This is a genomic window from Chromobacterium amazonense (assembly GCF_001855565.1).
GTDB lineage: Bacteria > Pseudomonadota > Gammaproteobacteria > Burkholderiales > Chromobacteriaceae > Chromobacterium > Chromobacterium amazonense.
On the sequence record NZ_MKCR01000033.1, the window covers coordinates 19,569 to 43,601 of the forward strand.

Below are 24,033 nucleotides of genomic sequence, written 5' to 3' on the forward strand. Positions count from 1 at the left end.
ATGGGCCTCTCTAGTCGAAATTGGCGCCGAGGAAGGTTTCCAGCTTCTCGACGGTGAAATCCAGCATCTCCCGGCTCAGGCCCGGATAGAGGCCGATCCAGAAGGTGTCGTTCATGATGCGGTCGGTCACCGGCAGCGGCGTCGCGCAGCGGTAGTTCCGGCCCTGCATATACGGTTGCCGGGTCAAGTTGCCGGCGAACAGCAGCCGGGTGCCGATGCGGTTCTGGTCCAGGTAGTGCAGCAGGTCGACCCGGCTGAGCTGCGCCTCCGGCTTCAGCGTCAGCGGGAAGCCGAACCAGGAAGGGTCCGAACCCGGCGTCGCCTGCGGCAGCACCAGGAATTCGGCGCAGCTTTGCAGCCGCTCGCTCAAATAGGCGAAGTTCTGCTTGCGCGCCTCGATGAAGCCCGCCAGCCGATCCAGCTGGGCCAGCCCGCAGGCCGCCTGCATGTCGCTGATCTTCAGGTTGTACCCCATGTGGGAATAGGTGTACTTGTGGTCATAGCCACAGGGCAATTGACCTAATTGCCATCCAAAGCGCTTGCCGCAGGTATTGTCCTTGCCCGGCGCGCAGTAGCAGTCGCGGCCCCAGTCGCGCACCGACTCCATGATCAGCCGCAACTGCGGGTCGCGGGTGAACACCGCGCCGCCCTCGCCCATAGTGATGTGGTGGGCCGGATAGAAGCTGAGCGTGCCGATGTCGCCGAAGGTGCCGACTTTCTGGCCCTTGAAGGTGGAGCCCAGCGCGTCGCAGCAATCCTCCGCCAACCACAGGCCGTGCTTGCGGGCGAAAGCGGCCACCTTGTCCAGATCGAACGGGTTGCCCAGCGTGTGGGCGATCATGATGGCCTTGGTGCGCGGCGACAGCGCGGCCTCCAGCAGATCGGCGTCGATATTGTAGGTCGGCAGCTGCACGTCGACGAACACCGGCACCGCGCCGTTCTGGATGATGGGATTGACCGTGGTGGGGAAACCCGCCGCCACGGTGATCACTTCGTCGCCGGGTTTGATCGCGCGCTCGCCCAGCTTGGGCGAGGTCAGCGCGGTGAAAGCCACCAGATTGGCCGACGAGCCGGAATTGACGGTCAGCACGTGCGGCAGGCCGATGAATTCGCCCAGCCGGGTTTCAAAGGACGCGTTGAAGCGGCCGGTGGTCAGCCAGGCGTCCAGCGCGGCGTCCACCATATTCGCCACTTCGGCGGCGCCCACCACCTTGCCGGACGGCGGCACGGCGGTCTGGCCGGGAATGAATTCGGCCTGGGCCAGGCGCGCTTCGGCGTATTGACGCACCAGGGCGAGAATGGCCTCTCGGCTTGTGTCAGTCATGTCTTGCTCTCTCTGCTCAGCCGCGCGTATAGGCTGAGATCTGCTTTAAGGTGAAGGCCTGCATGTCCTCGCCGCGCAGCCAGGCGCGATGCCAGTCCAGCGTGGCCGACAAGGCCTGCTCCAGGCTCCAGCGCGGCGACCAGCCCAGCCGCTGGCGGGACTTGGCGCTGTCCAGCCGCAGGGTCTGCGCCTCGTGCGGATGGTCGCCGCCGTCGCGGTGCCAGCGGGCGTCGCCGCCCCATTGCCGGGCCAGCGTGTCGGCGATCCAGGACACCGGGCGATTGCTGTCGTCGGCGGGGCCGAAATTCCAGGCCGACGCGGCATCATCCTGCCCCTGCGCCAGGCGCTCGGCCAGCAGCATGTAACCGGCCAGCGACTCCAGCACGTGCTGCCAGGGACGGACGGCGTCGGGGCTGCGTATCGCCAGCGAGCGGTTCTCGGAGAAGGCTTGCAGCAAGTCGGGCACCAGCCGGTTGGCCGACCAGTCGCCGCCGCCTATCACATTGCCGGCGCGGGCGGTGGCGATGGGGGCCATGCCGGGATAGGAGCGCCGGTAAGCGGCGCACACCAGCTCGGCGCAGGCCTTGCTGCTGCTGTACGGATCATGCCCGCCCAGCGCGTCGCTCTCGCGGTAGGCCCACGGCCATTCATGGTTTTCGTAGCACTTGTCGGTGGTGACGGCCACCACGGCCTCCACGCCCGGACAATGGCGCGCCGCGTCCAGCAGGTTGGCGGTGCCCATCACATTGGTCGAGAAAGTGCCCAGCGGATCGGCGTAGCTGTGCCGGACCAGAGGCTGCGCGGCCAGATGGAAAACGATGGAGGGGCGATAGGAGCGCACAGCGTCGGCCAGGGCCGCCGCGTCGCGGATGTCGGCCAACATGCCCATGGTGCGGCCGCCGACGCCGGCGACATCGAACAGCGCCGGCGACTGCTCCGGCGCCAACGCGTAACCATGCACCTCGGCTCCCATGTCGGCCAGCCACAGGCTGAGCCAACCGCCCTTGAAGCCGGTGTGGCCGGTCAGGAATACCTTGCGCCCGCGCCAGAAGGCCGAATTCACCACCGCTTCCACGGCGCCTCCCCGCTCTGCCACAACTCCTCGAGCAGAGTCTTGTCGCGCAGCGTGTCCATAGGCTGCCAGAAACCATTGTGCTCGTAGGCCGCCAGTTGCCCCCTCGCCGCCAGCGTTTCCAGCGGCTCGGACTCCCAGATGCAGTCATCGCTGTCTATCAGGTCCAACACCGACGGGTTCAGCACGAAGAAGCCGCCGTTGATCATGCCGCCGTCGCCGCGCGGCTTTTCCTTGAAAAATTCGACTCGATCATCGCGGATGGCCAACGCGCCGAAGCGCCCGGGCGGATGCACCGCGGTGACGGTGGCTTGGACATTCTGGCTGCGGTGATAAGCGATGGCGGCGGTAATATCGATATCGCTGACCCCGTCGCCATAGGTGAAGCAGAAATCCCGCTCGTTCTCCAAATGCCGGCGCACCCGCCCCAGGCGACCGCCGGTCTGCGTGCTTTCCCCGGTGTCGACCAGGGTGACGCGCCAAGGCTCGGCGTGGCGCTCGTGGACAAACATCTGGTTATTGCTGAGATCCAGCGTGACGTCGGAAGTGTGAAGGAAATAGTTGGCGAAGTATTCCTTGATCACATATCCCTTGTAGCCCAGGCAGATGATGAAATCATTGATGCCATGCGCGGAGTAGATTTTCAGGATATGCCAGATGATGGGCTTGCCGCCGATCTCGATCATCGGCTTGGGACGAAGATGGGACTCTTCGCTGATGCGCGTGCCAAGACCACCGGCCAAAATCACGGCTTTCATACATCGTCTCTCTTTTTGCGCCTGGCTTATCTTAAATGAATTCAATAATCCATTCCAATGCCAAGCAGGCTATTCGTCAATACGACACGCATCGTCCGCATCCCGTCAGTTAGGCAACAACCGACTGGGCGCTGAAACCTGTTGATTTCTTATCGGCGAAAAGCCGTCGGCACTTGAGAGATGGTTTGAAGTCTTTTCCCCGCGGCAACGATACCCGCTAAATGCGCAACCGGGAAAACAAGCAGCCAGGCAGAACCGCCTACGACAGGCATGGCAAACCGACAGCCGGAGACACAGGCAATCGGCGGGTTGCGACATACGCAAACCGCCGGGCCTCGTCTCAATCGCCAAAAAAGGCCTGCAAGGTATTCATCAAATCCTGCACGCTCTTGGCTGCCACCGCCGGATCGAACTCCACCTGCGTCTGGCGGCCCTTGCCGGCCGCCCAGTTGCTGACCAGGCATAGATGGGCATACGGCAGATCCAGCTCTCGGGCCAAGGCGGCTTCCGGCATGCCCGTCATGCCCACGATATCGGCGCCGCAGCGTTCCAGTTTGAGGATTTCCGCCGCAGTTTCCAGCCTTGGTCCCTGGGTGCAGGCGTAGACGCCGTCATGCACGCCGCTGATGCCGGTGGCCTTGATCGCCTCCCGCAAGCGCAGCCGCAGGGCATGGTCATATGGCGAGGTGAACTCGGTATGCACCACCGGCCGCTCCGGCCCCTCGAAATAGGTATGTTTGCGGCCCCAGGTGTAATCGATGATGTCGTGCGGCACCACTAAACGCCCCGGCGCCATGTCAGGGCGAATGCCGCCGACGGTGCCGATGGCGATGACCCCCTTGGCGCCCTGATTATGCAAAGCCCAAAGATTGGCCCGGTAATTGATTTCGTGCGGCGCCAGCGAATGGCCATAGCCGTGGCGGGCGATGAACACCACGCTCTGTCCGGCCAGCTTGCCGTAGGTCAAGGCGCACGATGGGTCGCCATACGGGGTGCGCACCACTTGGCGGTGTGTCACTTCCAGTATCGGCAGTTGGGCCAGTCCGCTTCCCCCGATGATTGCCAACATATCCGTCCCCCCTTTTGTCATTTTCAGCGGCCCCACCATGGGCTGCGCCGCCAGTCTGCCGGACGGTCCGGCGCTATCCAGCCGCTTTTTCTGATTATGTCCGAATCCGCGCCGCAAGGGACAACAAATCAGCAGGAAAATGCATCCTCATGATTGGCCGCATCGCTTGGATCTGCGTCCCCAAATCCAGGCAGCCAGCCGCCAACAGAGCAGGAATAGCCGCCGTTCGCCATGACCTTGCTCAATTAAACGATAATGGTTATCATTAACAAATGAATACCGCCCACGACAAAGCCCCCACTCGCAACGGCTCCGCTCCGGCGACGCCGCTGCTGCACAGCCGCCTGCTGTTTGGAGGCGGACGTGAAATCCTGATCGAGCATCAGGGCGAGCTGTACCGCTTGCAGCTCACCCGCAACGGCAAACTGATACTGATCAAATAGCAACCCGCAAGCCAGCCTACAGCCAGCCAGCGGAAACGACGAAAATATTGGAGTTTCCATGGCCCTGTTTCGCGCCACCCCATTGATGCTGAGCCTGGCCGCCGCCTGGCCGGCTTTCGCGGAAGAGCTTCCGCAATCTCTGGAAACCGTCCAGGTGACGGCCCATCGCACCGAAAAACCGCTGGCGGAAACCGCGCCCAACGCCAGCGTGATCTCGCGCCACAAGCTGGACGACAGGCTGATCCGCGACATCTCCGACGCCGCCAAGTACGAGCCGGGCGTGGAAGTCGCCTCCGATCCCAACCGCCGCGGCAACGCCGGCTGGACCATACGCGGCATCGACGGCAACCGCATTCTGATGCTGATCGACGGCGAACGCCTGCCGGAAGCCTATGCCGGCGGCGGCAACGGCAACGGCGCGATCTCCGGCCGCGACTTCGTCGAACTGGAAACGCTGCGCGCCATCGATATCGTCAAGGGTCCCACTTCCAGCCTGTACGGCTCGGATGCCATCGGCGGCGTCATCGGCTACCGCACCAAGGCTGTGGACGACTTTGTGCCGGAGGAAACCGGCGTCGGCGGCAGCGTCAAAACATTCGGCTCGACGGCCGACAACAGCTGGGGCGGCAGCGCTGCCCTGGGCGTCAAGGGCGAGCGCGCCGACGCCATGCTGATCTACACCCACCGCAACGGCCATGAAATCGACAATCAAGGCAGCAAGGACAGCAGCGGCACCGCCCGCACCACGCCCAACCCGCAGAATTGGCACAGCGACAACGTGCTGGCCAAGCTCGGCTACAAGCTGGCGCCGCAGCAAAGGCTGGAATTGACGCTGGAACATTTCCGCCGCGATGCCGATACCAATCTGCTGAACACGCTGTACCCGGCCTCCATCGACCGCCGCTCCGGCCGCCTCAAGCCGGCGCTGCAAGCGCAAACCGCCGCCGACCGCATCCAGCGCGACCGCGTGTCGCTGGGCTGGGAAGGCAAGTCGCTGGGGCCGTTCGAGCGCCTGTCGGCCAAGCTGTACCAACAGAAACTCGACAATGCCGACGACAGCCTGGAGCAATACGGCAACGGCAGCCGCACCGCCTCCAACTACGGCTTCGAGCAGACAATCCGCGGCCTGAGCCTGGAGGCCGAACACCGTTTCGCCGCGCTGTCGGCCGAACACCAGCTGCTGTGGGGCGCCGACCTGTCCCGCACCGACACCAGCCGGCCGCGGATGAAGACGCAATACCTAGCCAACGGCTTGAGCAACAATGTCATCGGCGGCGAAACCTTCCCCAGCAAGACCTTCCCGGACAGCACGTCCGACCGCATCGGCCTGTTCATCCAGGACGAAATGAAGTTCGGCAACGGCATCGCCCTGTCGCCATCGCTGCGCTGGGACCACTACAAGATGACCATCCAGCCGGACCAGGCCTATGCCAATAGCGGCGGCCAGCCGGTGCCATCGTTCCAGGACGGCGCCTTCTCGCCCAAGCTGGGCCTGAGCATCCCGTTCGCCGAGCATTACACCGGCTTCGCCCAGCTGTCGTCCGGCTTCCGCGCGCCGCCGTTCGACGACGCCAATATGGCCTTCGTCAATCGCACTTATGGCTATCAGGTGATCGCCAATCCCAATTTGAAGTCGGAAACCAGCCGCGGCGTTGAACTCGGCCTCAAGGGCAAGTGGGACAGTTTCGACTTCGGCCTGACCGCCTATGCCAACCGCTACCGCGATTTCATCGAGCAGCAAAGCCTGGGCATGCAGGGCGGCCTGCTGACCTTCCAGTATCAGAACATCGGCCGCGTCGACATCAAGGGCGCCGAAGCCCGCGCCGGCTGGCGCTTCGCCCCAGGCTGGCAGACCAACGCCGCCATCGCCTACGCCCATGGCGAGAACCTGGACGACAACACGCCGCTGGCCTCTGTTTCCCCGCTCTCCGCCGTGCTGGGCCTGCGCTACGACCAGGCGCGCTTCGGCGGCGAGGCGCTGCTGCGCGCCGCTGTGCGCAATAGCCGCGTGCCAGCCGTGTCCTCGCTGCAGAACCCGTCCGCCCAGAGCCAAGCGTTCGAAGCGCCTGGTTACGCCACGCTGGACCTGACCGCTTACTGGAAGCCCGCCAAGCAGACCGTGGTGCGCGCCGGCGTGTTCAACATCTTCGACCGCAAGTACTGGAAAGCCGCCGATGTGCGCAGCCTGGCCGCAGGCGACGCCACGCTGGAGCGCTACACCCAGCCGGGCCGCAATGTCGGCGCCAGCGTCGAGTACCAGTTCTGACCCTTATCACACCATTCCAAGGAGAATTTCATGAGCCAGCTATGGGAACGCTACCAGTCGCTCAAAGCCAGCCAACCGCGCCTGCGCGCCCGCGACGCCGCCATCGCCCTGCAGGTCAGCGAATGCGAGCTGGTGGCCGCCGACCCGGCCGCCACGCCGCTCAAACCCGAATGGCCGCAGATTCTGGGCGAACTGCACGCGCTGGGCCGCGTGATGGCGCTGACGCGCAACCACGCCTGCGTCCACGAGACCAAGGGCGACTACGCCAATGTCTCGTTTGAAGGCAAGGTGGGCCTGGCGCTCAATCCGGTGATCGACCTGCGCATGTTCCTGTTCCACTGGCGCCACGGCTTCGCCGTGTCGAGCGAAACCCCGCGCGGCATCCAGCACAGCCTGCAGTTCTTCGACCGTCACGGCGAAGCCGTCCATAAGGTCTATCTGACCGAAGACAGCGATGTCGCCGCCTTCGACGCCCTGGTGGCGCGCTTCGCCGCGCCAGCGGCGGCGCTGGCGCTGGAACCCGTCGCGCCGGCCGAACCGGAGCAGGCCGACGAGGCCATAGACCGTGCCGGCTTCCAGGCCGAGTGGCTGGCGCTGGACGACGTGCATCACTTCCACGCCTTCCTGCGCCGCTGGCAGGTCTCGCGCCGCCAGGGCTTCCGTCTGGCGCCGCCGGGCCAGGCCTGGCGCGTGCGGGAAGACGCGGTGGAGCAGCTGCTGCGCCGCGCCGCCGCCACCGAAACGCCCATCATGGTGTTCGCCGGCAACCGCGGCATGATCCAGATCCATACCGGCGCCGTGCGCAACGTGCAGGTGGTGGGCGACTGGCTGAATGTGCTGGACCCGAACTTCAATCTGCATTTGCGCACCGATCTGATCGCCGAAGCCTGGATCACCCGCAAGCCGGGCGACACCGGCGTGGTGACATCGCTGGAGCTGTTCGACGAGGCCGGCGAATCGCTGGCCACCTTCTTCGGCGAGCGCAAACCGGGCCGCGCCGAGCGCGCCGAATGGGTGAAGCTACTGGGCGAACTGCCGACGCTGGAGCAAGCCGATGTCGCGTAAATCCTGGTTTGCCGGCTTGTTGTTGGCGGCATCCGCCCTGCCTGCCCTGGCGGCGGAGCGGCTGGTGGTGGTGACGCCGGACATCGCCGAAATCGTCGTCGCCCTGGGCGCGGCCGGCCAGGTGGTGGGCCGCGACCGCAGCAGCAAGGAGCCGGAGCTGGCCCATGCCCAGGTGGTGGGCTTTTCGCGCGCGCTGAACGCTGAAACCATCGCCGGCCTGAAACCGACCCTGGTGCTGGGCAGCGCGGCGGCCCAGCCGCCGACGCTGTGGCCGCAGCTGAAACAGCTGAAGCTGCGCGCCGAGGAAGTCAGCCCGCGCGAGGACGGCCGCGATTTCGCCGAGGCCATCCGCAAGGTGGGCAAGCTGCTGGGACGGGACGCCGCCGCCGACAAGCTGGCAGCCGACTGGCAGCGCGCGATGCAGCCGCGCCCGGCCCGTCCGCTGCGCTACCTGGTCAGCTACGACGGCACGCTGGCGGCCGGCCGCGACACCGCGCCGGACACGCTGATCCGCGCCGCCGGCGGCGTCAACGCGGCGGCAGGCCTATCGGGCTTCAAACCGCTGAACCGCGACGCCTGGCTGGCGCTGAAGCCGGACGTGATCATCCTGGGCAGCCATACCGCTGCGGCTTACGGCGGCAAGGAGGCTTTCGCCAAGCGGCCGGAAATCGCCGCCACGCCGGCCGGCAAGCAGGGCCGCATCTATCAGCTGCCGCCGCAACAAGGCATGTTGATTGGTTTGGGCAGCCCGGCCGTGGTCGACCAGATGGTGAAAATGTGAACGCGCCCCACCGTTGGCTGTGGGCCGGCCTGATCGCCGCCAGCCTGGGCCTGCCCTGGCTGGCCTTGTCGAGTTCCGCGGGCCATTTGGCCTGGCCGGATCTGGCCGATCCCCTAGTCGCCCAGTTGCGCCTGCCGCGCATCGTGGCCGCGCTGGGCGTCGGCGCGGCCCTGGCCGCCAGCGGTGCGGCCCTGCAGGCGCTGTTCCGCAATCCGCTGGCCGACCCCGGCTTGATCGGCACCTCAGGCGGCGCCGCTCTGGCGGTCATCGCCGTGCTGGCGATGGGCCTGGCCGGCCTCTCGCTGCCGCTGGCGGCCTTCGGCGGCGGCCTGGCCGCCACCTGGCTGATCCTGCTGCTGGCGCGGCTGGCAAAGGGCGGCTTGGCCGGGCTGCTGCTGATGGGGCTGGTGGTCGGCGCGTTTTGCGGCGCCGTCTCCAGCCTCATCCTGTTCCTGTCCGACGACCTGACCCTGCGCGCCGCCAGCAGCTGGCTGGCCGGCAATCTGGGCGCTGCGCAGCCGGACCGGCTGTGGCCTTGTCTGCTGATCGCCGGACTGGGCGTGGCCCTGCTGTGCGCCATAGGCCGCGATCTGGACTGCCTGCTGCTGGGCGAAGAAGCCGCCCGTTCCTTGGGCATCAACACCATCCGCACCCGCCGTCTGGCGGCGGCCGGCGCCGCGCTGGCGACAGGCGGCGCGGTGGCGCTGTCCGGCGTCATTGGCTTTGTCGGCATGATGATTCCCAATGCGCTGGCCCTGCTGGTGGGCGGCTGCCGCCGCAAGCTGATCCTGCTGTCGGCCTGGGCCGGCGCGCTGTTCCTGCTGGCGGTGGATACGCTGGCGCGCAACATCGCCTGGCCGCTGGACTTGCCCGTCGGCCTGATGGCGGCCTTCGCCGGCCCGCCTTTCTTCATCTGGCTGTTCCGCCGCCAACAAGGGAGCGCCAACCATGCCTGAAACCCTAAGCCTGAAAGTGCGCGAGCTGGGCTACGCGGTCCCCGGCCGCGAACTGCTGCGCGACATCCGGCTCGACCTGCCCGCCGGCCGCGTCTGCGCCCTGCTCGGGCCGAACGGCGCGGGCAAGACCACGCTGTTGCGCCTGCTGGCTGGACTGGCCGCGCCCACGCATGGCGCAGTGCGCTTGAACGGCCAATGCGTATCCCGGATGGACGCGCTGCAGCGCGCGCGCCGCATCGCCTGGGTGCCGCAGCATCTGCCAGCCGATATTCCGTTGACGGTGAACGAGTTCGTCGCGCTGGGCCGCATGCCCTTCCTCGGTGCCTTCACTCGTCCTGCCGCGGCAGACCGCCTGGCAGTCGAGCAGGCGCTGGCGACGGTGGAGCTGGAAACGCGCGGCGGGACGCGGCTGGATTCATTGTCCGGCGGCGAGCGGCAACGCGCGGCCATCGCCCGTGCGCTGGCGCAGCAAGCGCCGGTGATGCTGCTGGACGAGCCGACCAATCACCTGGATTTGCGCCACCAGCACAAGCTGCAACTTTTGCTGCGCGAGCTGGCGGCGCAAGGCAAAGCCGTAGTCCAGGTGCTGCACGATCTGGCTCTGGCCGCCGAATACGCGGACCGGGTGGCGCTGCTTGACAACGGCAGGCTGGTGGCGGAAGGCGAACCCCATGCGGCGCTGACGCCGGAGCGGCTGCTGGCGGTATACCGCTGGCCGGTGCGGCTGCAGCATCACGCGCCGCAACAGGCAGCCTGAAACCGCAAGAAACCGCACGCCATCGCCACCGAATCATTATTTTTTCAAGGCGAAGATAAAGTATGAAAAAGGCCACCCCGGTTATCCGGAGCGGCCTGTTGCCTGAATGGCGCTGTATTACTTCAGAGCATGGATCGCCGGCAGATTGCGCCAGGCGCCGCGCACGTCCATGCCGTAGCCGAACACATAGCGGTCCGGCACGTCCAGGCCGACGAAATCGGCCTGTAGCGGCTTGGCCTTGCTGATCAGCTTGTTGGCGAACACGCCGCTATAGAATGCCTTGGCGCCCATGCCCATCACCTTGTCGCGGATCGCCGCCATGGTGTGGCCTTCGTCCAGGATGTCGTCCAGCACCAGCACCACGCGGTCGCGCACGTCTTCCTTGGGCGCCTGCTTCCACACCAGCTCGCCGCCGTGGGTCTTGTCGCCGTAACGCGATACATGGACGTAGTCGAAATCCAGCGGGAAGGCCAGGCGCGGCAACAACTGGCCGGTGAACACCACGGCGCCGCCCATCACCGACAAGACCAGCGGGTATTCCTCGCCGAGTTTTTCGGTGATTTCCACCGCCATGCGGTCGACGGCGGCGCTGACTTCTTCGGCGCTGAACAGCACATCCGAGCTGTTGATCAGACCACGGGCTTCGGCAATATTAGGCATGATGACTCCTTAACAGAACAGGCGGCGCCGCCGTCGGCGGCGCAATGGAAAAACTGTCAGTCGATTTTCAGCTCGCGCAGGAAAGCGGCAAACTCGCCCGCCACCTCGTGATGCTTCAAACCATAGTTGACCGTGGCTTTCAGGTAACCCAGCTTGGAGCCGCAATCATAGCGCGTGCCCTTGAACGGCAGCGCCAGCACGGCCTCGTCCTTCATCAAGGCGGCGATGCCGTCAGTCAGTTGGATCTCGCCGCCAGCCCCCGCGCCGGTATTGACCAGCTTGTCGAAAATGCGCGGCGTCAGAATGTAGCGCCCCACCACCGCCAGATTGGACGGCGCCTGTTCCGGCTTCGGCTTCTCCACGATGTGCTCGACACGCTGATGGCCGTGGGCGTCTGCCGTCGCCTTGACAATGCCGTAGGAGCCGGTGTCTTCCGGCGCCACCGTCTCCACCCCCAGAATGGACGAGTGGGTCTCATCAAACAGGCGCACCATCTGCTCCATCGCCCCCGGCGCGCCCTCAATCAAGTCGTCGGCCAGGATCACCGCGAACGGTTCGTCGCCCACCACTGGCCGCGCGCACAACACGGCGTGGCCCAGGCCCAGCGCCTCGGTCTGGCGGATATAGATGCAGCTGACCGCGGGCGGGATGATTTCCTGCACCAGTTGCAGCAACTTCTGCTTGTTCTTGTACTCGAGCTCGGTCTCAAGCTCATAAGCCTTGTCGAAATGGTCTTCGATCGAACGCTTGTTGCGGCCGGTGATGAAAATCAGCTCGGTCATGCCGGCGGCGATCGCCTCCTCCACCGCGTACTGGATCAACGGCTTGTCGACGACGGGCAGCATTTCCTTGGGACTGGCCTTGGTGGCCGGCAAGAAACGGGTGCCCAGACCGGCAACCGGAAACACGGCTTTGGTGATCTTTTTCATCTCGATTCCGCTATTTCAATTGGCGTTTTGCAATATAGACAGCGCCGCATTCTAGCCCTTCTTCGCTCGAGGTCAAAATGTCTGTTGCGCCGACAGGGCCTCGGCCAGCTCGCGGACCACCGGCAACCAGTCTCCCGGAGCAGCCTGTCGCCACAGCCGCACCGACGGATACCACGGCGCGACGGCAGCGTCCGCAAGGAAGAACGGCGCGCTCTCGGCGCGCAACAACGCCCAGGTCGGTTTGCCCATCGCCCCGGCCAGATGCAGAATGGCGGTATCGACGCAGACCACCAGTTCCACCTGCTCCAGCAGCGCGGCGGTGTCGGCAAAATCGCCTATCGATGTCTGCGTCACCAGTCCTTGCAATTCGGCGGGCAGTTCGCCCGGCTGCAAGGCGACGAAATCGATGCCGGGCACCCGGCAGATTTCGGCAAACAAGGCTGGCGGCACCGACTTATGCTGACGCCACGCATCGGCAATGCCCACGCCCCAGCGGCCGCTCTCCCACACCACGCCGACTTTCAGCTTGCCATTCCCGGCCAGCGTCGGCTGCGCGCCTGACATCGGCTGCAGATAGGCAGCTGTCGGCAGATTGTCCAGCGTCACGCCCAGCGCGCCGGGCAGCGACATCAAGGGCAGTTGGCAGTCATACGCCGGCGCCGCGTCCGGCGGCAGCAACTCGATGCCATCAAATTGCGCGAACAGGCGGTGAAACGTCTGCGGGCAAGCCAGCAACAAACCGGCGTCCGGATGCTCGGCGCGGATGCGCGGCAAAAAGCGCGCCATCTGCAGGCTGTCGCCCAAGCCCTGCTCCGCCCACAGCAACAGCGTCCGCGTGCCCAAGGCGGCGCCATCCCAACGCGCGCCCTCATGCCGCGGCGTGAGGATGCTGCGCCAACGGGCCTCGTACAAGGGCCAGGCTTCGGCGTAGCGGCCCGCCAGCAGCAAGGCGATGGACAGGCTGAACTGCAGATTGGCGTCCTGCGGCGACAGCGCCAAACCGCCCTGCAACACGGAAATGGCGTCATCCAGCAGCAGCGCGCTGGTGCAGACGTTGCCGAGATTGTTGCAACGCGCCGCGGTGACGCCGCCGAGCTCTATCGCCTTCAGAAAACAGGCGATGGCGTCGTGGTAGCGCAACTGGTGCTGCCGCACCACGCCCAGATTGCTCCAGGCATCCACATGCGCAGGCTCCGCCGCCAGGGCTTCTTCCAGCAGCTGGCTAGCCAGTTGCAGTTCGCCCAGCTCCTTCAACAGCACCGCCAGATTGCTCTTGATATTGGCCGACGCCGGGTTCAACGCCGACGCGGCCATGTAGTCGTCCAAGGCGCGCGCGTTGTCGCCCAATTGCTGCCGCGCGTTCGCCCGGTTGGCCAGCGCCTGCCAGTCCTGCGGGTTCTGCGCCAGGCAACGATCGAACACCGCGATCGCGCCCTGCCAGTCCCCCGCCGCCGCGCGGCGATTGCCTTCGTCGAAATCCGCCTTCACCACCGCTTTCAGCGCCACAGGGCCTCCTTCAGTTTCCGGCCAGCAAGGCTTGCAAGCCGGCTTCGTCCAGAATCGCCACGCCCAGCTCCTGCGCCTTGGCGAGCTTGCTGCCCGCTTCCTCGCCGGCCACCACGTAATGCGTCTTCTTGGACACGCTGCCGGAGACCTTGCCGCCGGCAGCCTCGATCAGCGCCTTGGCCTGATCGCGGCTCAACGTGGGCAGCGTGCCGGTCAGCACCAGCGTCTTGCCGTCCAGCGGCAGAGCTATGGCCTCGGCAGCTTCCGGCAGGCCTGCCACGATCTCGTCGCGCAAGCCGGCCAGTCTGCCCAGCGCCTCGCGCTTGCCCGGCGCATCCAGCCAGTCGGCCAGCGCGTTCACCACTTCGGCCGGCAAGTCCAGATCCAGCAGCGCGCGGCGTTCGCTTTGCGCCAGCCAGGCCAGGCTGCGCTGCGCGGCCAGTTGCTGGCTGCGCACCTCGGTCAGCCGCGGAATGGCCAGCCGCGCCAGCAGCGCCGCGTCGTCCAACCGCTCGCGCAGCTTGGGCGACGGCGCATGCTCGTCAGCCGGTTTCACTTCGGCCAGCAAGGCATCCAGCGCTTTTTCATTGTTGTCCTCGGCGAAAAAATCGGCCAGCGAATCGGCCACCACGCCGCCGATGTCCGGCAGCGCGGCGAATAGCGCCGCCGGGCAGCGGCGGATCAGCGCCATGGTGCCCAGCCAGTCGGCCAGCGTCTTGGCGGTGGATTCGCCGACATGGCGGATGCCCAGCGCGAACAGGAGCCGGGCCAGCGGCGGCGTCCGGCTGGCGTCTATCGCCGCGATCAGGTTTTCCGCCCACTTGCTGGCCACCTTGCCGGCCTTGACCGTCTCCGGCGTCACGCCCTCGTCCTCGTCGGCGCGGCGCTTCATCTCCAGCAGGTCTTCCAGCTTCAGCCGGTACAGGTCGGCCACGCTCTTGACGTAGCCGTACTCGACCAGCTTGTCGATATAGCGCTCGCCCAGGCCGTCAATGTCCATCATGCGGCGGCCGGCGAAGTGCTGGATCGCCTGGCTGCGCTGGGCGCGGCAGGACAGCCCGCCCGAGCAGCGGGCGATGGCCTCGCCCTCCTCGCGCACCACGTGGCTGCCGCACACCGGACAGGCGGTCGGCAAGCGGTAGGCCGGGTATCGCGGCTCCTCGCCGGCGCTGAACAGGTCGCCGCCGGCGGCAGGCTGCATCGGCCGGCGCTCCAGCACCACCGACACCACCTCGGGAATCACGTCGCCGGCGCGGCGCACGATCACCGTGTCGCCGACTCTAACATCCTTGCGCCGCACTTCGTCCTCGTTGTGCAGCGTGGCGTTGGTGACGGTGACGCCGCCGACGAAGACCGGCTTGAGCCGCGCTACCGGCGTGATGGCGCCGGTGCGGCCCACCTGCTCCTCGATGGCTTCGACCGTGGTCAACGCCTCCTCCGCCGGGAATTTATGGGCGATGGCCCAGCGCGGCGCCCGCGACACAAAACCCAGCGCGTCCTGCAGCGCGCGGCTATTCACCTTGTACACCACGCCGTCGATCTCGAACGGCAAGCCGGCGCGGCGCGCCAGCACGCCTTCGTAATAGCCGGACAGGCCCGCCACGCCCTTGACCACGGGCCGCAGGCTTGCCTCCACCACCGGGAAGCCGAGCTGTTTCAGCCAGTCCATCTCGCCCTGGTGGGTCGCCGGCCAATCGGTGCCTTCCACCTGGGCGATGGCGTAAGCGAAGAAAGACAGCCGGCGCTGCGCGGAGATGCGCGAATCCAGCTGGCGCAGGCTACCGGCGGCCGCGTTGCGCGGATTGGCGAAAGCCTTGTCGCCGCGGGCGATCTGCTCGGCGTTCAGCCGCTCGAAGTCGCGCTTCAGCATCAGCACCTCGCCGCGGACTTCGAGCAAGGCCGGCGGATTCGCGCCGTCCAGCTTCAATGGAATGGCGCGTATCGTGCGCACGTTCTCGGTCACCTGCTCGCCGGCCACGCCGTCGCCGCGGGTGGCGGCGCGGATCAGCACGCCGTTTTCATACAGCAGGGAAATGGCCAGGCCATCGAACTTGGGTTCGGTGGCATACTCAACCTCGGTGGCGTCCAGTCCCTTGCGCACCCGCTCGTCGAACTGGATCAGCTCGGCGTGGCGCTCCGCCGGATCGGCCAGTTGCATGTCGGAAAAAGCGTTGGACAAGGACAGCATGGGCACCGCGTGGGTGACGCTGTCGAATTCGGCCAGCGGCGCGCCGCCGACGCGCTTCGTCGGCGAATCCGCCACCGCCAGTTCCGGATGCGCCTCTTCCAGCGCCTGCAATTCGCGGAACAGGCGGTCGTATTCGGCGTCGGGCACGGTCGGCGCGTCCAGCACGTAGTATTCGTGGCCGTAACGGTTAAGCAGCTCGCGCAGCTCGGCTGCGCGCAGTTCATGTGCGGTCATCGGAAACTCTCGAACGGCAAAAGGGCCGGCATGGCCGGCCCTGGAATCATCTTCAATTTTGACTCAGGCAAACAAGCGCAGCGCGGCCACGCTGCCCGGCGCGATGCCGCGGTCGTCCATGCTGCCGTAGATGTGCAGCAATTGATCGCGGATGCGGCCCAGGCCGGCATCGGTCAGCACCCGGCGGTTGTCGTCCACCAGTTGGGCACCGAACTCGTGGGCCAGCTGGCGGGCAAAATAGACGGCGCGGTCGAACACCTCCACCCCGCCGGCCACTCGCGGCACGTCGAACAGCAGCGTCAGCGCCGGGAAAGTCTTGTCCAGCAGCGTGTGGAAGGTGAACGGCATCTGATCCGCCGCCACCAGCGAGTAAAGGGTATTGCCGGAGTCCGCCAAATAGTGGAAGGCGCCATCCGGCTCCAGCTGCAGCCCGGCGGCTTCGGCGAAGCTGCGCAGGCGCGCGCCTTCGATCGGCGCCTTCGGCACGATGTTGATGCCGATCAGCACGTCGACGTCGGCGCAGAAGCGATCCAGCTCGCGCGCCGCCACCAGCTTCTGCTGGCGCTGCGGGAAGCTGACCGCCGCGTCGTGGTCTTCGGCGAAGCGCGATACCTGCTGGCAAAACGCGGCCAATTCCTGTTCGGTCACGGCGCCGGAGCGGTCCACCATTTGCATGCTGATGTTGATTTGCTTGTAACGGGTGCCCGGCAGCGCCTCGGCGACTTTCCATAGCCCGCGCTCGGTGCGGCCGATCAGCTGGGTGCGCTTGCCGACGTTGAAGCGCGGCATCGCGGCCAGCTCGTGCGGCTCGTGGAACACTACCTCGGCGATGAAGTCCAGCGACGGGTCCAGCATCGCGACTACCAGCGCCTGGTGGTCGGCGGAGTCCATCGCCAGCTCGGCGTCGTCTTCTTCGTCTATCACCGGCACCTCCGCCGCCGCGGCCATAGGCTCCATGCGCTGAGCGGCATGGCGAGGCGGCTCCGGCGCGATGGCCGCCGCTTCCGGCAACAGCGGCTCGAACGGTTCCGCGTCGTCGTCGCGGTCGTCGAAATCGGCATCGACCAGCACCGGCTCCATGCGGTCGCTGCGGCCGTCGCGCACATTATTCTTCGGCACGTCCAGCAACACGTCATCCTGCGGACGGGCGAAAGCCTGCTGCGTCCGCCTGCGGAAACGCCACTCCTGAAACATGTTGAAGCCGAAAACCAGGGCGATCACGCCGCCGCCCAATATCAACACACCAATCTGCAATTCGCTCATCAGCCAGTCCGCTATTAAGGCGAATAATTCGAAGCCGCACCCTGTCCCCATGGACGCTATCGCAGGTCGGCCTCCCGCTATTATCCTGTCGCCGCCATTGCTGCAAAAGCCGGCAGGCACCCGTCCGAGACGGGCTTTCCACGCTCATTATAACGAAAGCCCGCCTCGGCGCACCATTTGGCAGTACATAAACGCTTGACAAACGCCCTTGTCAATCCGGTGTCATGCCAAATGGCCCGCAGTGGCGGCCGTGGAACCCGGCAGCCTGGTATCAACTCAAACCGAATGAACATGACATTTCTGACAGGAGAATTTATTCATAGCGCGTGCAAGAATAACTCTGCTATTGGACCGTACTAGCCTGTACAACATTGCTTAGAACAGCACGGGGACTCTTTACGATGAAAAAATCCGATCAAGCCAGTTTCCTGCCTGTCGTTCGCGAATTGTCGCGCACTTATCAGGCCTTTGAACAATTCGCCAGCTACAACATCCGCCGGCTTGGGCTGACGCCGCCGCAATTCGATGTCGTCACCACGCTTGGCAACAGCCAGGGCATGAACTGCAAGGAGCTATCCGATCACACCCTGATCACAAAAGGCACCCTGACCGGCGTGCTGGATCGCCTGGAAGACAAGGGCATCGTCGTCCGCAGCATGCAGCCCAACGACCGGCGCAGCGTGTTCGTGGCGCTGACGCCGTATGGCCAGGAACTGTTCAGCCAAGCCTTCCCGGCGCATCTGGACTACATGCACAACGCCTTCCAGCAATTCGGCGAACAAGACCTGTCTGGCTTCTGCAATGAGCTGGGCCGGCTGCGCGCCAGCTTCAGCCAGGCGCTGGAGCAACAGGAAAGCGAGCCGGCCTGAGCCTGGCATCGCCATCAGGCCGGTTAGCCGCCGGCCTGAAAGCGTATCGGCACCGTCAAGGTAGACTCAATTGCGGCGCCGTTGCGCACTGCCGGCGCGAAACGCCAGCGTGATACCGTTTCCAGCGCCGACTGGTCCAAGCGGCGGAAACCGCTGCTGCGCGCCAGCTCCACTGCCAGCGCGCGGCCGTTTACCCCTACGCGCACCTTTAGCAGCACCACGCCCTCCTCCCCCTGCTGACGCGATCGCTCCGGGTAGGAGGGCTGAGGATTTTCCAGATAAGCCGGCGCATACAGCGCCCCGCGGTCGCCCTCCGCGCCCGCTCCCGTCTTGCCGCTTCCCGCCGGCAATGTAGCCTGACCGCCATCCTTTGCTTCACCATGCCCAACCACCCGGGACTCGCCGGGCGCCGCTATGGTCGAGGAACGGTTAGCTTGTGCAGGCGCCAATGGACTCGTCTTTGCCGCAGCGCTTGGAGTCGGCGCGGCAGGACGCATCGGTTTGTCCGTGTCCTGAGAGGAAAGGGCCTGGGATGGCTGCGGACTGCGCTGAATCATGGCGGGCGGCTCCTGCGGAGCGCCGCCTCGGCTGCGCATGGCCGCTGCCGAATCGCCAGCGCGCCCAAGCCTGCCGGCGCCGCCACCCTCAGCCGGCCCCGCCTCTCCCCCGCGCAAGGCCACCTCCAGCGGCACCGCCGGTCTATTCGGTTCGAACCGCCACGGCAGCCATAGCAGCCACAACAGCAAGCCATGCGCCAGCAGCGACAGCGGCAGGGCCCAACGCATCATCGCCTCAGCATCGCATTGCCGCGCGCGGGCGGCTGTAATGCCACCACGCGATCACCATGCATAAGAGATAGAACAGGAAAAACATCGCGAACGCCGGCAAAAAACTGCCGAACCAATCCAAAGCCGAACCAAAGGCCTTGGGAATGACGAAGCCGCCGAACGCCGCCATCACCGAGCTGACATTCATCGCCGACGCGCCGCGCCGGCCGCCGCGCAGATAGGCCTGCTGCAGGGTTTCGCCATGCAGCTGGGCATCGCGCCCGGCCAGGATCAGGAACACCTTTGGCGCCAGTTGATAAGACGAACCGTTGCCGACGCCCGCGGCAAAGAAAATCAACTGGAACATCGCCAGAAACAGCCAGAACGAACCGCCACTGCCTACGGACGGCATGCCCAGGTAAACGCCGATGGTGCCTGCCGCCATCAACAGATTGGCCGCGACGGTGGCGATGCCGCCGCCCACCTTGTCGCCCATCCAGCCGCCCAACGGCCGCGACAAGGCGCAAACCATCGGCCCGACGAATAGATACGGGCTGGCGTCGATATGCGGGAACATCGCCCGCGCCAACAAAGGAAACGCCGCGGAAAAACCCAGAAAAGTCCCGTAGCTGCCCATGTACAACAGGCAGATATACCAGGTGTGGGGGTCTTTCATCGCGTCCAATTGATCGTGCGGCGTGATGCGCAGCTTGGGCAGATCATGCGCGTACAGCAGACACGCCAGGGCGATCAGCAGGATCAGGGGCAGCCAGATGTACGCGGCGTTCTGCAGCCAGACGAAATGCACCTCGCCGCCGCGCCCCCACACTTGCGGCTCGCCGGCCGCGTATCCGAACAAGGGATAGAGAATGCACAACGGAATCAGCAACTGCGCGACCGACACGCCCAGATTGCCCAGCCCGGCATTCAGCCCCATCGCCAGGCCCTTCTCGGACTTGGGAAAGAAGAAACTGGTATTCGACAAATGCGAGGCGCTAGCGCCGCCGCCTATGCCGCACAAGGCCGCCACCAGCAGCAACTGCCAGAACGGCGAGGCAATATCCTGCACCACCCGGCCGACGCCCCAGGCGGGCAGCAACAGGAACAGCGTGGACAGCCCCAGCCATAGCCCGCCGCCCACCCAGCTCCAGGCCCAGGAATAGATCAGGCGCATCAAGGCGCCCACCAGCGGCGGAATCGACACCAGCAGAAATTGCTGCTGGCCGGAAATCAGGAAACCCACCGCCGGCAGGTTGACCACCACCATGCTCCACATCATCCAGATGTTGAAGTTCAGGTGCAGCGAGAAAATGGACAGCCACAGATTGCGCCGAGCGATGCCGCGGCCGCGGCTCAGCCAGAAAATGACATTTTCCGGCTCCCAACGTTTGATGCTTACGGTCATGAACAGATTCCACGATGGCGACACAACGCAGCCGGACAGTTGCGACACGTCCCAACAGCCGGCGGCGCAGTATGCCATCCGGCCGCCGGGCCGAACCTTGCGCCGCGTCAAGCCGGCGATCAGGCTGTCTCGCGCATCTTCAGCGCCTCGACGATATCCACCGCCACGATGCGGCTGACGCCCTGCTCCTGCATCGTCACGCCCACCAGCTGCTCGGCCATCTCCATGGTCAGCCGGTTGTGTGAAATATAGAGGAACTGGGTGCGCTCGGACATCTGTTTGACCAAGTCGCAGAAGCGGCTGGTATTGGCGTCGTCCAGCGGCGCGTCCACTTCGTCCAAGAGGCAGAACGGCGCCGGGTTCAGGCTGAACAGCGAGAACACCAGGCTCATCGCGGTCAGGGCCTTCTCGCCGCCGGACAGAAGATGAATCGTGCTGTTCTTCTTGCCCGGCGGCTGGGCGATGATCTGCACGCCGGCGTCCAGCAGGTCTTCGCCAGTCAACACCAGCTCGGCGCGGCCGCCGCCGAACAGCGTGGGGAAAAACTCGCGCATCTTGGCGTTGACCGCGTCATAAGTGGCTTGCAGCATGTCGCGGGTTTCGCCGTCTATCTTGCTGATGGCCTCCACCAGCGTTTCCATCGCCTGGTTCAGATCGTCGGACTGGTTCTGCAGGTATTCGCCGCGCTTCTTCGCCTCGTCCAGTTCCTGCAGCGCCGCCAGGTTGACCGCGCCCAGCCCCTCCAGCGCGCGCGCCAGGCGGACGATCTCGGCGGCCAAAGCGTTTGGCTTGACGCCTTCGTTGAGGTCTGCCAACAGCGCGGTTTCGTCGGCCTCGGCCTGAGCCAGCTCTTCGGCGAAGCGCTCCATCGCCAAGCGGGCTTCCTGGTGCTTGAGCAGCCAATCCGAACGCGCCTCGCGCAGCGCCGGCAAAGCGGCGTTGGCCTCGTGCTGGCGCTGGCCGATCTCGCGCATCCGCTCTGTCAGCTGGTTCAGCCTGTCGCGCGCGGCGGACAGCTCGCCCTCGCGCGTTTCGCGTTCGGCCAGCGCCAGTTGCAGCGCCTCTTCCGGCACCGCCTCGTCCACCGTTTCCGATTCGCCGGCCAGCGTCTCCAGTCGCTCCTGCAATTGTTCGTCGCGGTCGGCGAGTTCGCGGCCGCGGCGCGACAATTCGGCCACCTTCTGCTCGGCGCTGTGGAGCGCCAGCTTGATCTCGTGCAGCACGCGCTCGGCGTCGCGGGCTTTGTTGCGCGCCAGCTCCAGCCGGGTTTCCGCGTTCAGCCGCGCCAGCCTAACCTCCTCCAGCTGCAGCGCCAGCTCCTCCAGCGTCAGCGCCGCCTCCTCGCCCATCAACTCGGCCTCGGCGATGCCCTCCGCCGCTTGCCGCCGCTCCTCGGCGATGCGGCCGCGTTCGGCCTCGATGGCGGAGAGACGCGCCGCGCCCTGGCGCGCCGCCTGGTCCAGCTTGACGTGCTCCAGCGTGGCGGCATTCAACTCGGCCTCCAGCCGGGTCAGCGAACCTTTCTGGCCGCGCACGGCCTCGGCCAGCATATTGCCCATGCTCAAGAGGCCGTCGCGCTTCTTCTGCATGGCGTCGATTTCCGGCCGCAAGACGTCCGCGCGGGCCGATGCCTCGTCCAGCTGCCGCTTGCGCGCCATCAGGCCATCCCCGCTGGCCTCGGCGTGGTAACGCACGCTGACGGCGTCGACGCGATGGCCTTCCGGCGTCAGCCAGCATTCGCCGGCCGCCAGCTCGCCGCGGCGCGCCAGGGCGGCGTCCAGCGTCTCGGCCAGATAGACGCCGGCCAGCCAGTCGCCCAAGGCCGCGTCGAACGGCGCTTGCGCCTTCGCTTCCGCCAGCAGAGACGGCCAGGCGCGCGCCGGCAGTCCGGCCGCGGCGGCGCGCTTGCCGTCCACCAGCGCCAGCGCGGCGGGCGGCGGCGCGCCGGGCAAGGCGGCGGCGCGGGCGGACAGGCGCTCGCCCAGCGCCGCTTCCAGCGCCTGCTGCCAGCGCGCGTCCACCTGCAAGGATTGCCACAGCTGCGGCGCGTCGGCCAGGCCATGCTTGTCCAGCCAGCCGGCCAATTGCTCGTCGGCCGCTTCGCGCTGCAGCAGCGCCGCCAGCGCGGCGGCCTCGGCCTCGGCGCGCGCCAATTCGGTGCGCTTGGCGGATAGCTGCTGGTCCAGCTTTTCGCGCTCGGCGGCCAAGTCCGCCTGCTTGGCCTCGTCCGCCACCAGCCTGGCGCGCACCGCGTCCAGCGCGGCCTTGGCCTTGTCGACCTCCTGCTTCGCCGCCTCCAGCGCGCCGTGCCCCGGCAGATTCAGGTCGGACAGTTCGCGCGTCAGCGCGGCGTCGCGGCCATCCAGCTGCTGCAGGCCGCGCTGCCAATGTTCGATTTGCTGGCGCGACAAATCGCGTTCGCGCGTCAGATTGGCCTGCTGCGCGGTCAGCTGCGATTGTTGCTGGTCCAGTTGGCGGAAAGCCGTCTCGGCGGTCGGCAGTTCGTCTGCGCCGTCCTCCAGCGCCATCTGCGCTTCTTCCTGCCGCAACTGCGCCTCTTCCAGCCGCGGTAGCCAGTCGTCCAATTCGGCCTCCACCTGCTGGCGGTTGTCGGCCAGTTGCTGGCGCTCGCTGCGCGCGGCCGCCAGATCGCGCTCCAGCCGTTGCCGGCTCTGCTCGCGGTGGCGCTGCGCCTCTTCCAGACGCGCCAGCTGGGCATTGGCCTCGAACAGCCGCTGCTGCGCCTCATGCACGGCGTCGCTGGCGGCGAAGTGCTGTTCGCGCACCGTTTCCTGCTCGGTTTCCAGGTGGGTGACCGCCGCTTCCAGCGCGGCTTCTTCGGTTTCGATGCGCGCCAGCTCGCCGCGGGCATGCGCCTCGTTGCGCGCCGCCTCCTCGCGCCGCGCCAAGGCCAGCAGGTTCTGCTTGTGGGTCAGCGCGCCGCGCATGTCGTGATATTGCGCGGCCACTTCGGCCTGCTCGGACAGCCGCTCCACCTGACGCTCCAGCTCCTGCTGCAGATCGGCGATGCGCTCCAGGTTGGCGCGGGTGTCGGACAGGCGGTTTTCCGTTTCGCGGCGGCGCTCCTTGTACTTGGACACGCCGGCCGCCTCTTCCAGATAGGCGCGCAGCTCTTCCGGCCGCGCCTCGATGATGCGCGAAATCATGCCCTGCTCGATCACGGCGTAGCCGCGCGCGCCCACCCCGGTGCCGAGGAACAGATCGGTGATGTCGCGCCGCCGCACCTGCTGGCTATTGATGTAGTAGCTGGATTCGCCCTGGCGGGTCAGCACCCGCTTGATCGCCACTTCGGCGTACTGGCCCCAAGGGCCGGTTAGCTGGCCGTCGGCGTTGTCGAACACCAGCTCGACCGAAGCGCGCGACACCGGCTTGCGGCTGGACGAACCGTTGAAGATCACGTCCTGCATGGATTCGCCGCGCAGCTGTTTGGCGGACGACTCGCCCAGCACCCAGCGCACGGCGTCGATCACGTTCGACTTGCCGCAGCCGTTGGGGCCGATGACCGCCACCAGTTGGCCCGGCACCGCGATGCTGGTGGGGTCCACGAATGACTTGAAACCGGCGAGCTTGATATGGGTCAGGCGCAAAACGTCCTCGCTGCGAAAGGGAGCAAACTGTTCATTTTATCAGGCTGCGACAGACTGCGGGTCGATGGACTATTTCGGCCGAAAATTGTCGTGAAACGGGCTAGCCAGCGGCA

At 66.0% G+C, this 24,033-nt stretch carries 19 protein-coding genes; 7 read left to right on the top strand and 12 right to left on the bottom strand.

What is annotated here, in order from left to right:
- Nucleotides 1–10 precede the first annotated feature (10 nt).
- The 4 genes from rfbH to BI343_RS16950 all read right to left on the bottom strand — a co-directional run bounded on the left by rfbH (nucleotide 11) and on the right by BI343_RS16950 (nucleotide 4,223).
- Nucleotides 11–1,324 (bottom strand): lipopolysaccharide biosynthesis protein RfbH, encoded by a 1,314-nt coding sequence (gene rfbH, locus BI343_RS16935; RefSeq protein WP_071110608.1) that lies wholly within the window; start codon nucleotides 1,322–1,324, stop codon nucleotides 11–13.
- Nucleotides 1,325–1,340: 16 nt separating this feature from the next.
- A complete protein-coding gene (gene rfbG / locus BI343_RS16940) occupies nucleotides 1,341–2,387 on the bottom strand; it encodes a CDP-glucose 4,6-dehydratase (protein WP_071110788.1) in 1,047 nt (348 codons plus the stop codon).
- The gene (gene rfbF / locus BI343_RS16945) at nucleotides 2,384–3,154 is read right to left on the bottom strand and encodes a glucose-1-phosphate cytidylyltransferase (protein ID WP_043622032.1); all 771 of its coding nucleotides are present in this window, start codon (nucleotides 3,152–3,154) and stop codon (nucleotides 2,384–2,386) included. Before rfbF ends, rfbG begins: the two co-directional genes overlap by 4 nt.
- 340 nt (nucleotides 3,155–3,494) lie before the next feature.
- Entirely contained in the window at nucleotides 3,495–4,223 is a 729-nt protein-coding gene (locus BI343_RS16950) for an S-methyl-5'-thioinosine phosphorylase (RefSeq protein WP_071110609.1), read from the bottom strand.
- A gap of 272 nt (nucleotides 4,224–4,495) precedes the next feature.
- On the opposite strand from BI343_RS16950, the gene hemP reads away from it, so the two are divergent.
- Genes hemP through BI343_RS16980 form a run of 6 tightly spaced genes read left to right on the top strand, consistent with a single transcriptional unit; the run spans nucleotide 4,496 to nucleotide 10,491 of the window.
- The gene (gene hemP, locus BI343_RS16955; protein WP_071110610.1) at nucleotides 4,496–4,666 is read left to right on the top strand and encodes a hemin uptake protein HemP; all 171 of its coding nucleotides are present in this window, start codon (nucleotides 4,496–4,498) and stop codon (nucleotides 4,664–4,666) included.
- A 58-nt stretch (nucleotides 4,667–4,724) separates the two neighbouring features.
- A complete protein-coding gene (locus BI343_RS16960) occupies nucleotides 4,725–6,932 on the top strand; it encodes a TonB-dependent hemoglobin/transferrin/lactoferrin family receptor (RefSeq protein WP_083341040.1) in 2,208 nt (735 codons plus the stop codon).
- Between the two features lie 30 nt (nucleotides 6,933–6,962).
- Nucleotides 6,963–7,997, top strand: a complete 1,035-nt coding sequence (locus tag BI343_RS16965) for a hemin-degrading factor (protein ID WP_071110611.1) — start codon at nucleotides 6,963–6,965, stop codon at nucleotides 7,995–7,997.
- Nucleotides 7,987–8,778 (top strand): heme/hemin ABC transporter substrate-binding protein, encoded by a 792-nt coding sequence (locus tag BI343_RS16970; protein ID WP_071110612.1) that lies wholly within the window; start codon nucleotides 7,987–7,989, stop codon nucleotides 8,776–8,778. Before BI343_RS16965 ends, BI343_RS16970 begins: the two co-directional genes overlap by 11 nt.
- Nucleotides 8,775–9,734 (top strand): FecCD family ABC transporter permease, encoded by a 960-nt coding sequence (locus tag BI343_RS16975; RefSeq protein ID WP_244886685.1) that lies wholly within the window; start codon nucleotides 8,775–8,777, stop codon nucleotides 9,732–9,734. The genes BI343_RS16970 and BI343_RS16975 overlap by 4 nt, the downstream gene beginning before the upstream one ends.
- Nucleotides 9,727–10,491 (top strand): ABC transporter ATP-binding protein, encoded by a 765-nt coding sequence (locus BI343_RS16980; RefSeq protein WP_071110613.1) that lies wholly within the window; start codon nucleotides 9,727–9,729, stop codon nucleotides 10,489–10,491. Before BI343_RS16975 ends, BI343_RS16980 begins: the two co-directional genes overlap by 8 nt.
- A gap of 117 nt (nucleotides 10,492–10,608) precedes the next feature.
- Here the strand turns inward: BI343_RS16980 and BI343_RS16985 are convergent, their stop codons facing one another.
- From BI343_RS16985 to BI343_RS17005, 5 genes are all read right to left on the bottom strand, one after another.
- Complete coding sequence (locus tag BI343_RS16985; RefSeq protein WP_043627907.1) at nucleotides 10,609–11,151, bottom strand: hypoxanthine-guanine phosphoribosyltransferase; 543 nt, start codon at nucleotides 11,149–11,151, stop codon at nucleotides 10,609–10,611.
- A gap of 56 nt (nucleotides 11,152–11,207) precedes the next feature.
- Nucleotides 11,208–12,080 (bottom strand): UTP--glucose-1-phosphate uridylyltransferase GalU, encoded by an 873-nt coding sequence (gene galU / locus BI343_RS16990; RefSeq protein WP_071110614.1) that lies wholly within the window; start codon nucleotides 12,078–12,080, stop codon nucleotides 11,208–11,210.
- A 72-nt stretch (nucleotides 12,081–12,152) separates the two neighbouring features.
- On the bottom strand, nucleotides 12,153–13,586 hold the full coding sequence (locus BI343_RS16995) for a tetratricopeptide repeat protein (RefSeq protein WP_139165776.1): 1,434 nt from the start codon (nucleotides 13,584–13,586) through the stop codon (nucleotides 12,153–12,155).
- Nucleotides 13,587–13,596: 10 nt separating this feature from the next.
- On the bottom strand, nucleotides 13,597–16,008 hold the full coding sequence (gene ligA, locus BI343_RS17000) for an NAD-dependent DNA ligase LigA (protein ID WP_071110615.1): 2,412 nt from the start codon (nucleotides 16,006–16,008) through the stop codon (nucleotides 13,597–13,599).
- A gap of 63 nt (nucleotides 16,009–16,071) precedes the next feature.
- Complete coding sequence (locus tag BI343_RS17005; RefSeq protein WP_071110616.1) at nucleotides 16,072–17,271, bottom strand: cell division protein ZipA C-terminal FtsZ-binding domain-containing protein; 1,200 nt, start codon at nucleotides 17,269–17,271, stop codon at nucleotides 16,072–16,074.
- Nucleotides 17,272–17,672: 401 nt separating this feature from the next.
- Here BI343_RS17005 and BI343_RS17010 point away from each other — a divergent pair, with 401 nt between their 5' ends.
- Nucleotides 17,673–18,140: a MarR family winged helix-turn-helix transcriptional regulator gene (locus BI343_RS17010; RefSeq protein ID WP_043627900.1), complete on the top strand. Its 468-nt coding sequence runs from the start codon at nucleotides 17,673–17,675 to the stop codon at nucleotides 18,138–18,140.
- Nucleotides 18,141–18,163: 23 nt separating this feature from the next.
- Here the strand turns inward: BI343_RS17010 and BI343_RS19455 are convergent, their stop codons facing one another.
- From BI343_RS19455 to smc, 3 genes are all read right to left on the bottom strand, one after another.
- Entirely contained in the window at nucleotides 18,164–18,928 is a 765-nt protein-coding gene (locus BI343_RS19455) for an energy transducer TonB (RefSeq protein ID WP_083341041.1), read from the bottom strand.
- Nucleotides 18,929–18,932: 4 nt separating this feature from the next.
- Nucleotides 18,933–20,312, bottom strand: coding sequence for an MFS transporter (locus BI343_RS17020; RefSeq protein WP_071110792.1), 1,380 nt, complete (start codon nucleotides 20,310–20,312; stop codon nucleotides 18,933–18,935).
- Nucleotides 20,313–20,431: 119 nt separating this feature from the next.
- Nucleotides 20,432–23,920 carry a chromosome segregation protein SMC gene (gene smc, locus BI343_RS17025; protein WP_071110618.1) on the bottom strand — a complete coding sequence of 1,163 codons (3,489 nt, stop codon included), beginning with the start codon at nucleotides 23,918–23,920 and terminating at the stop codon, nucleotides 20,432–20,434.
- Between the last annotated feature and the right edge of the window lie 113 nt (nucleotides 23,921–24,033).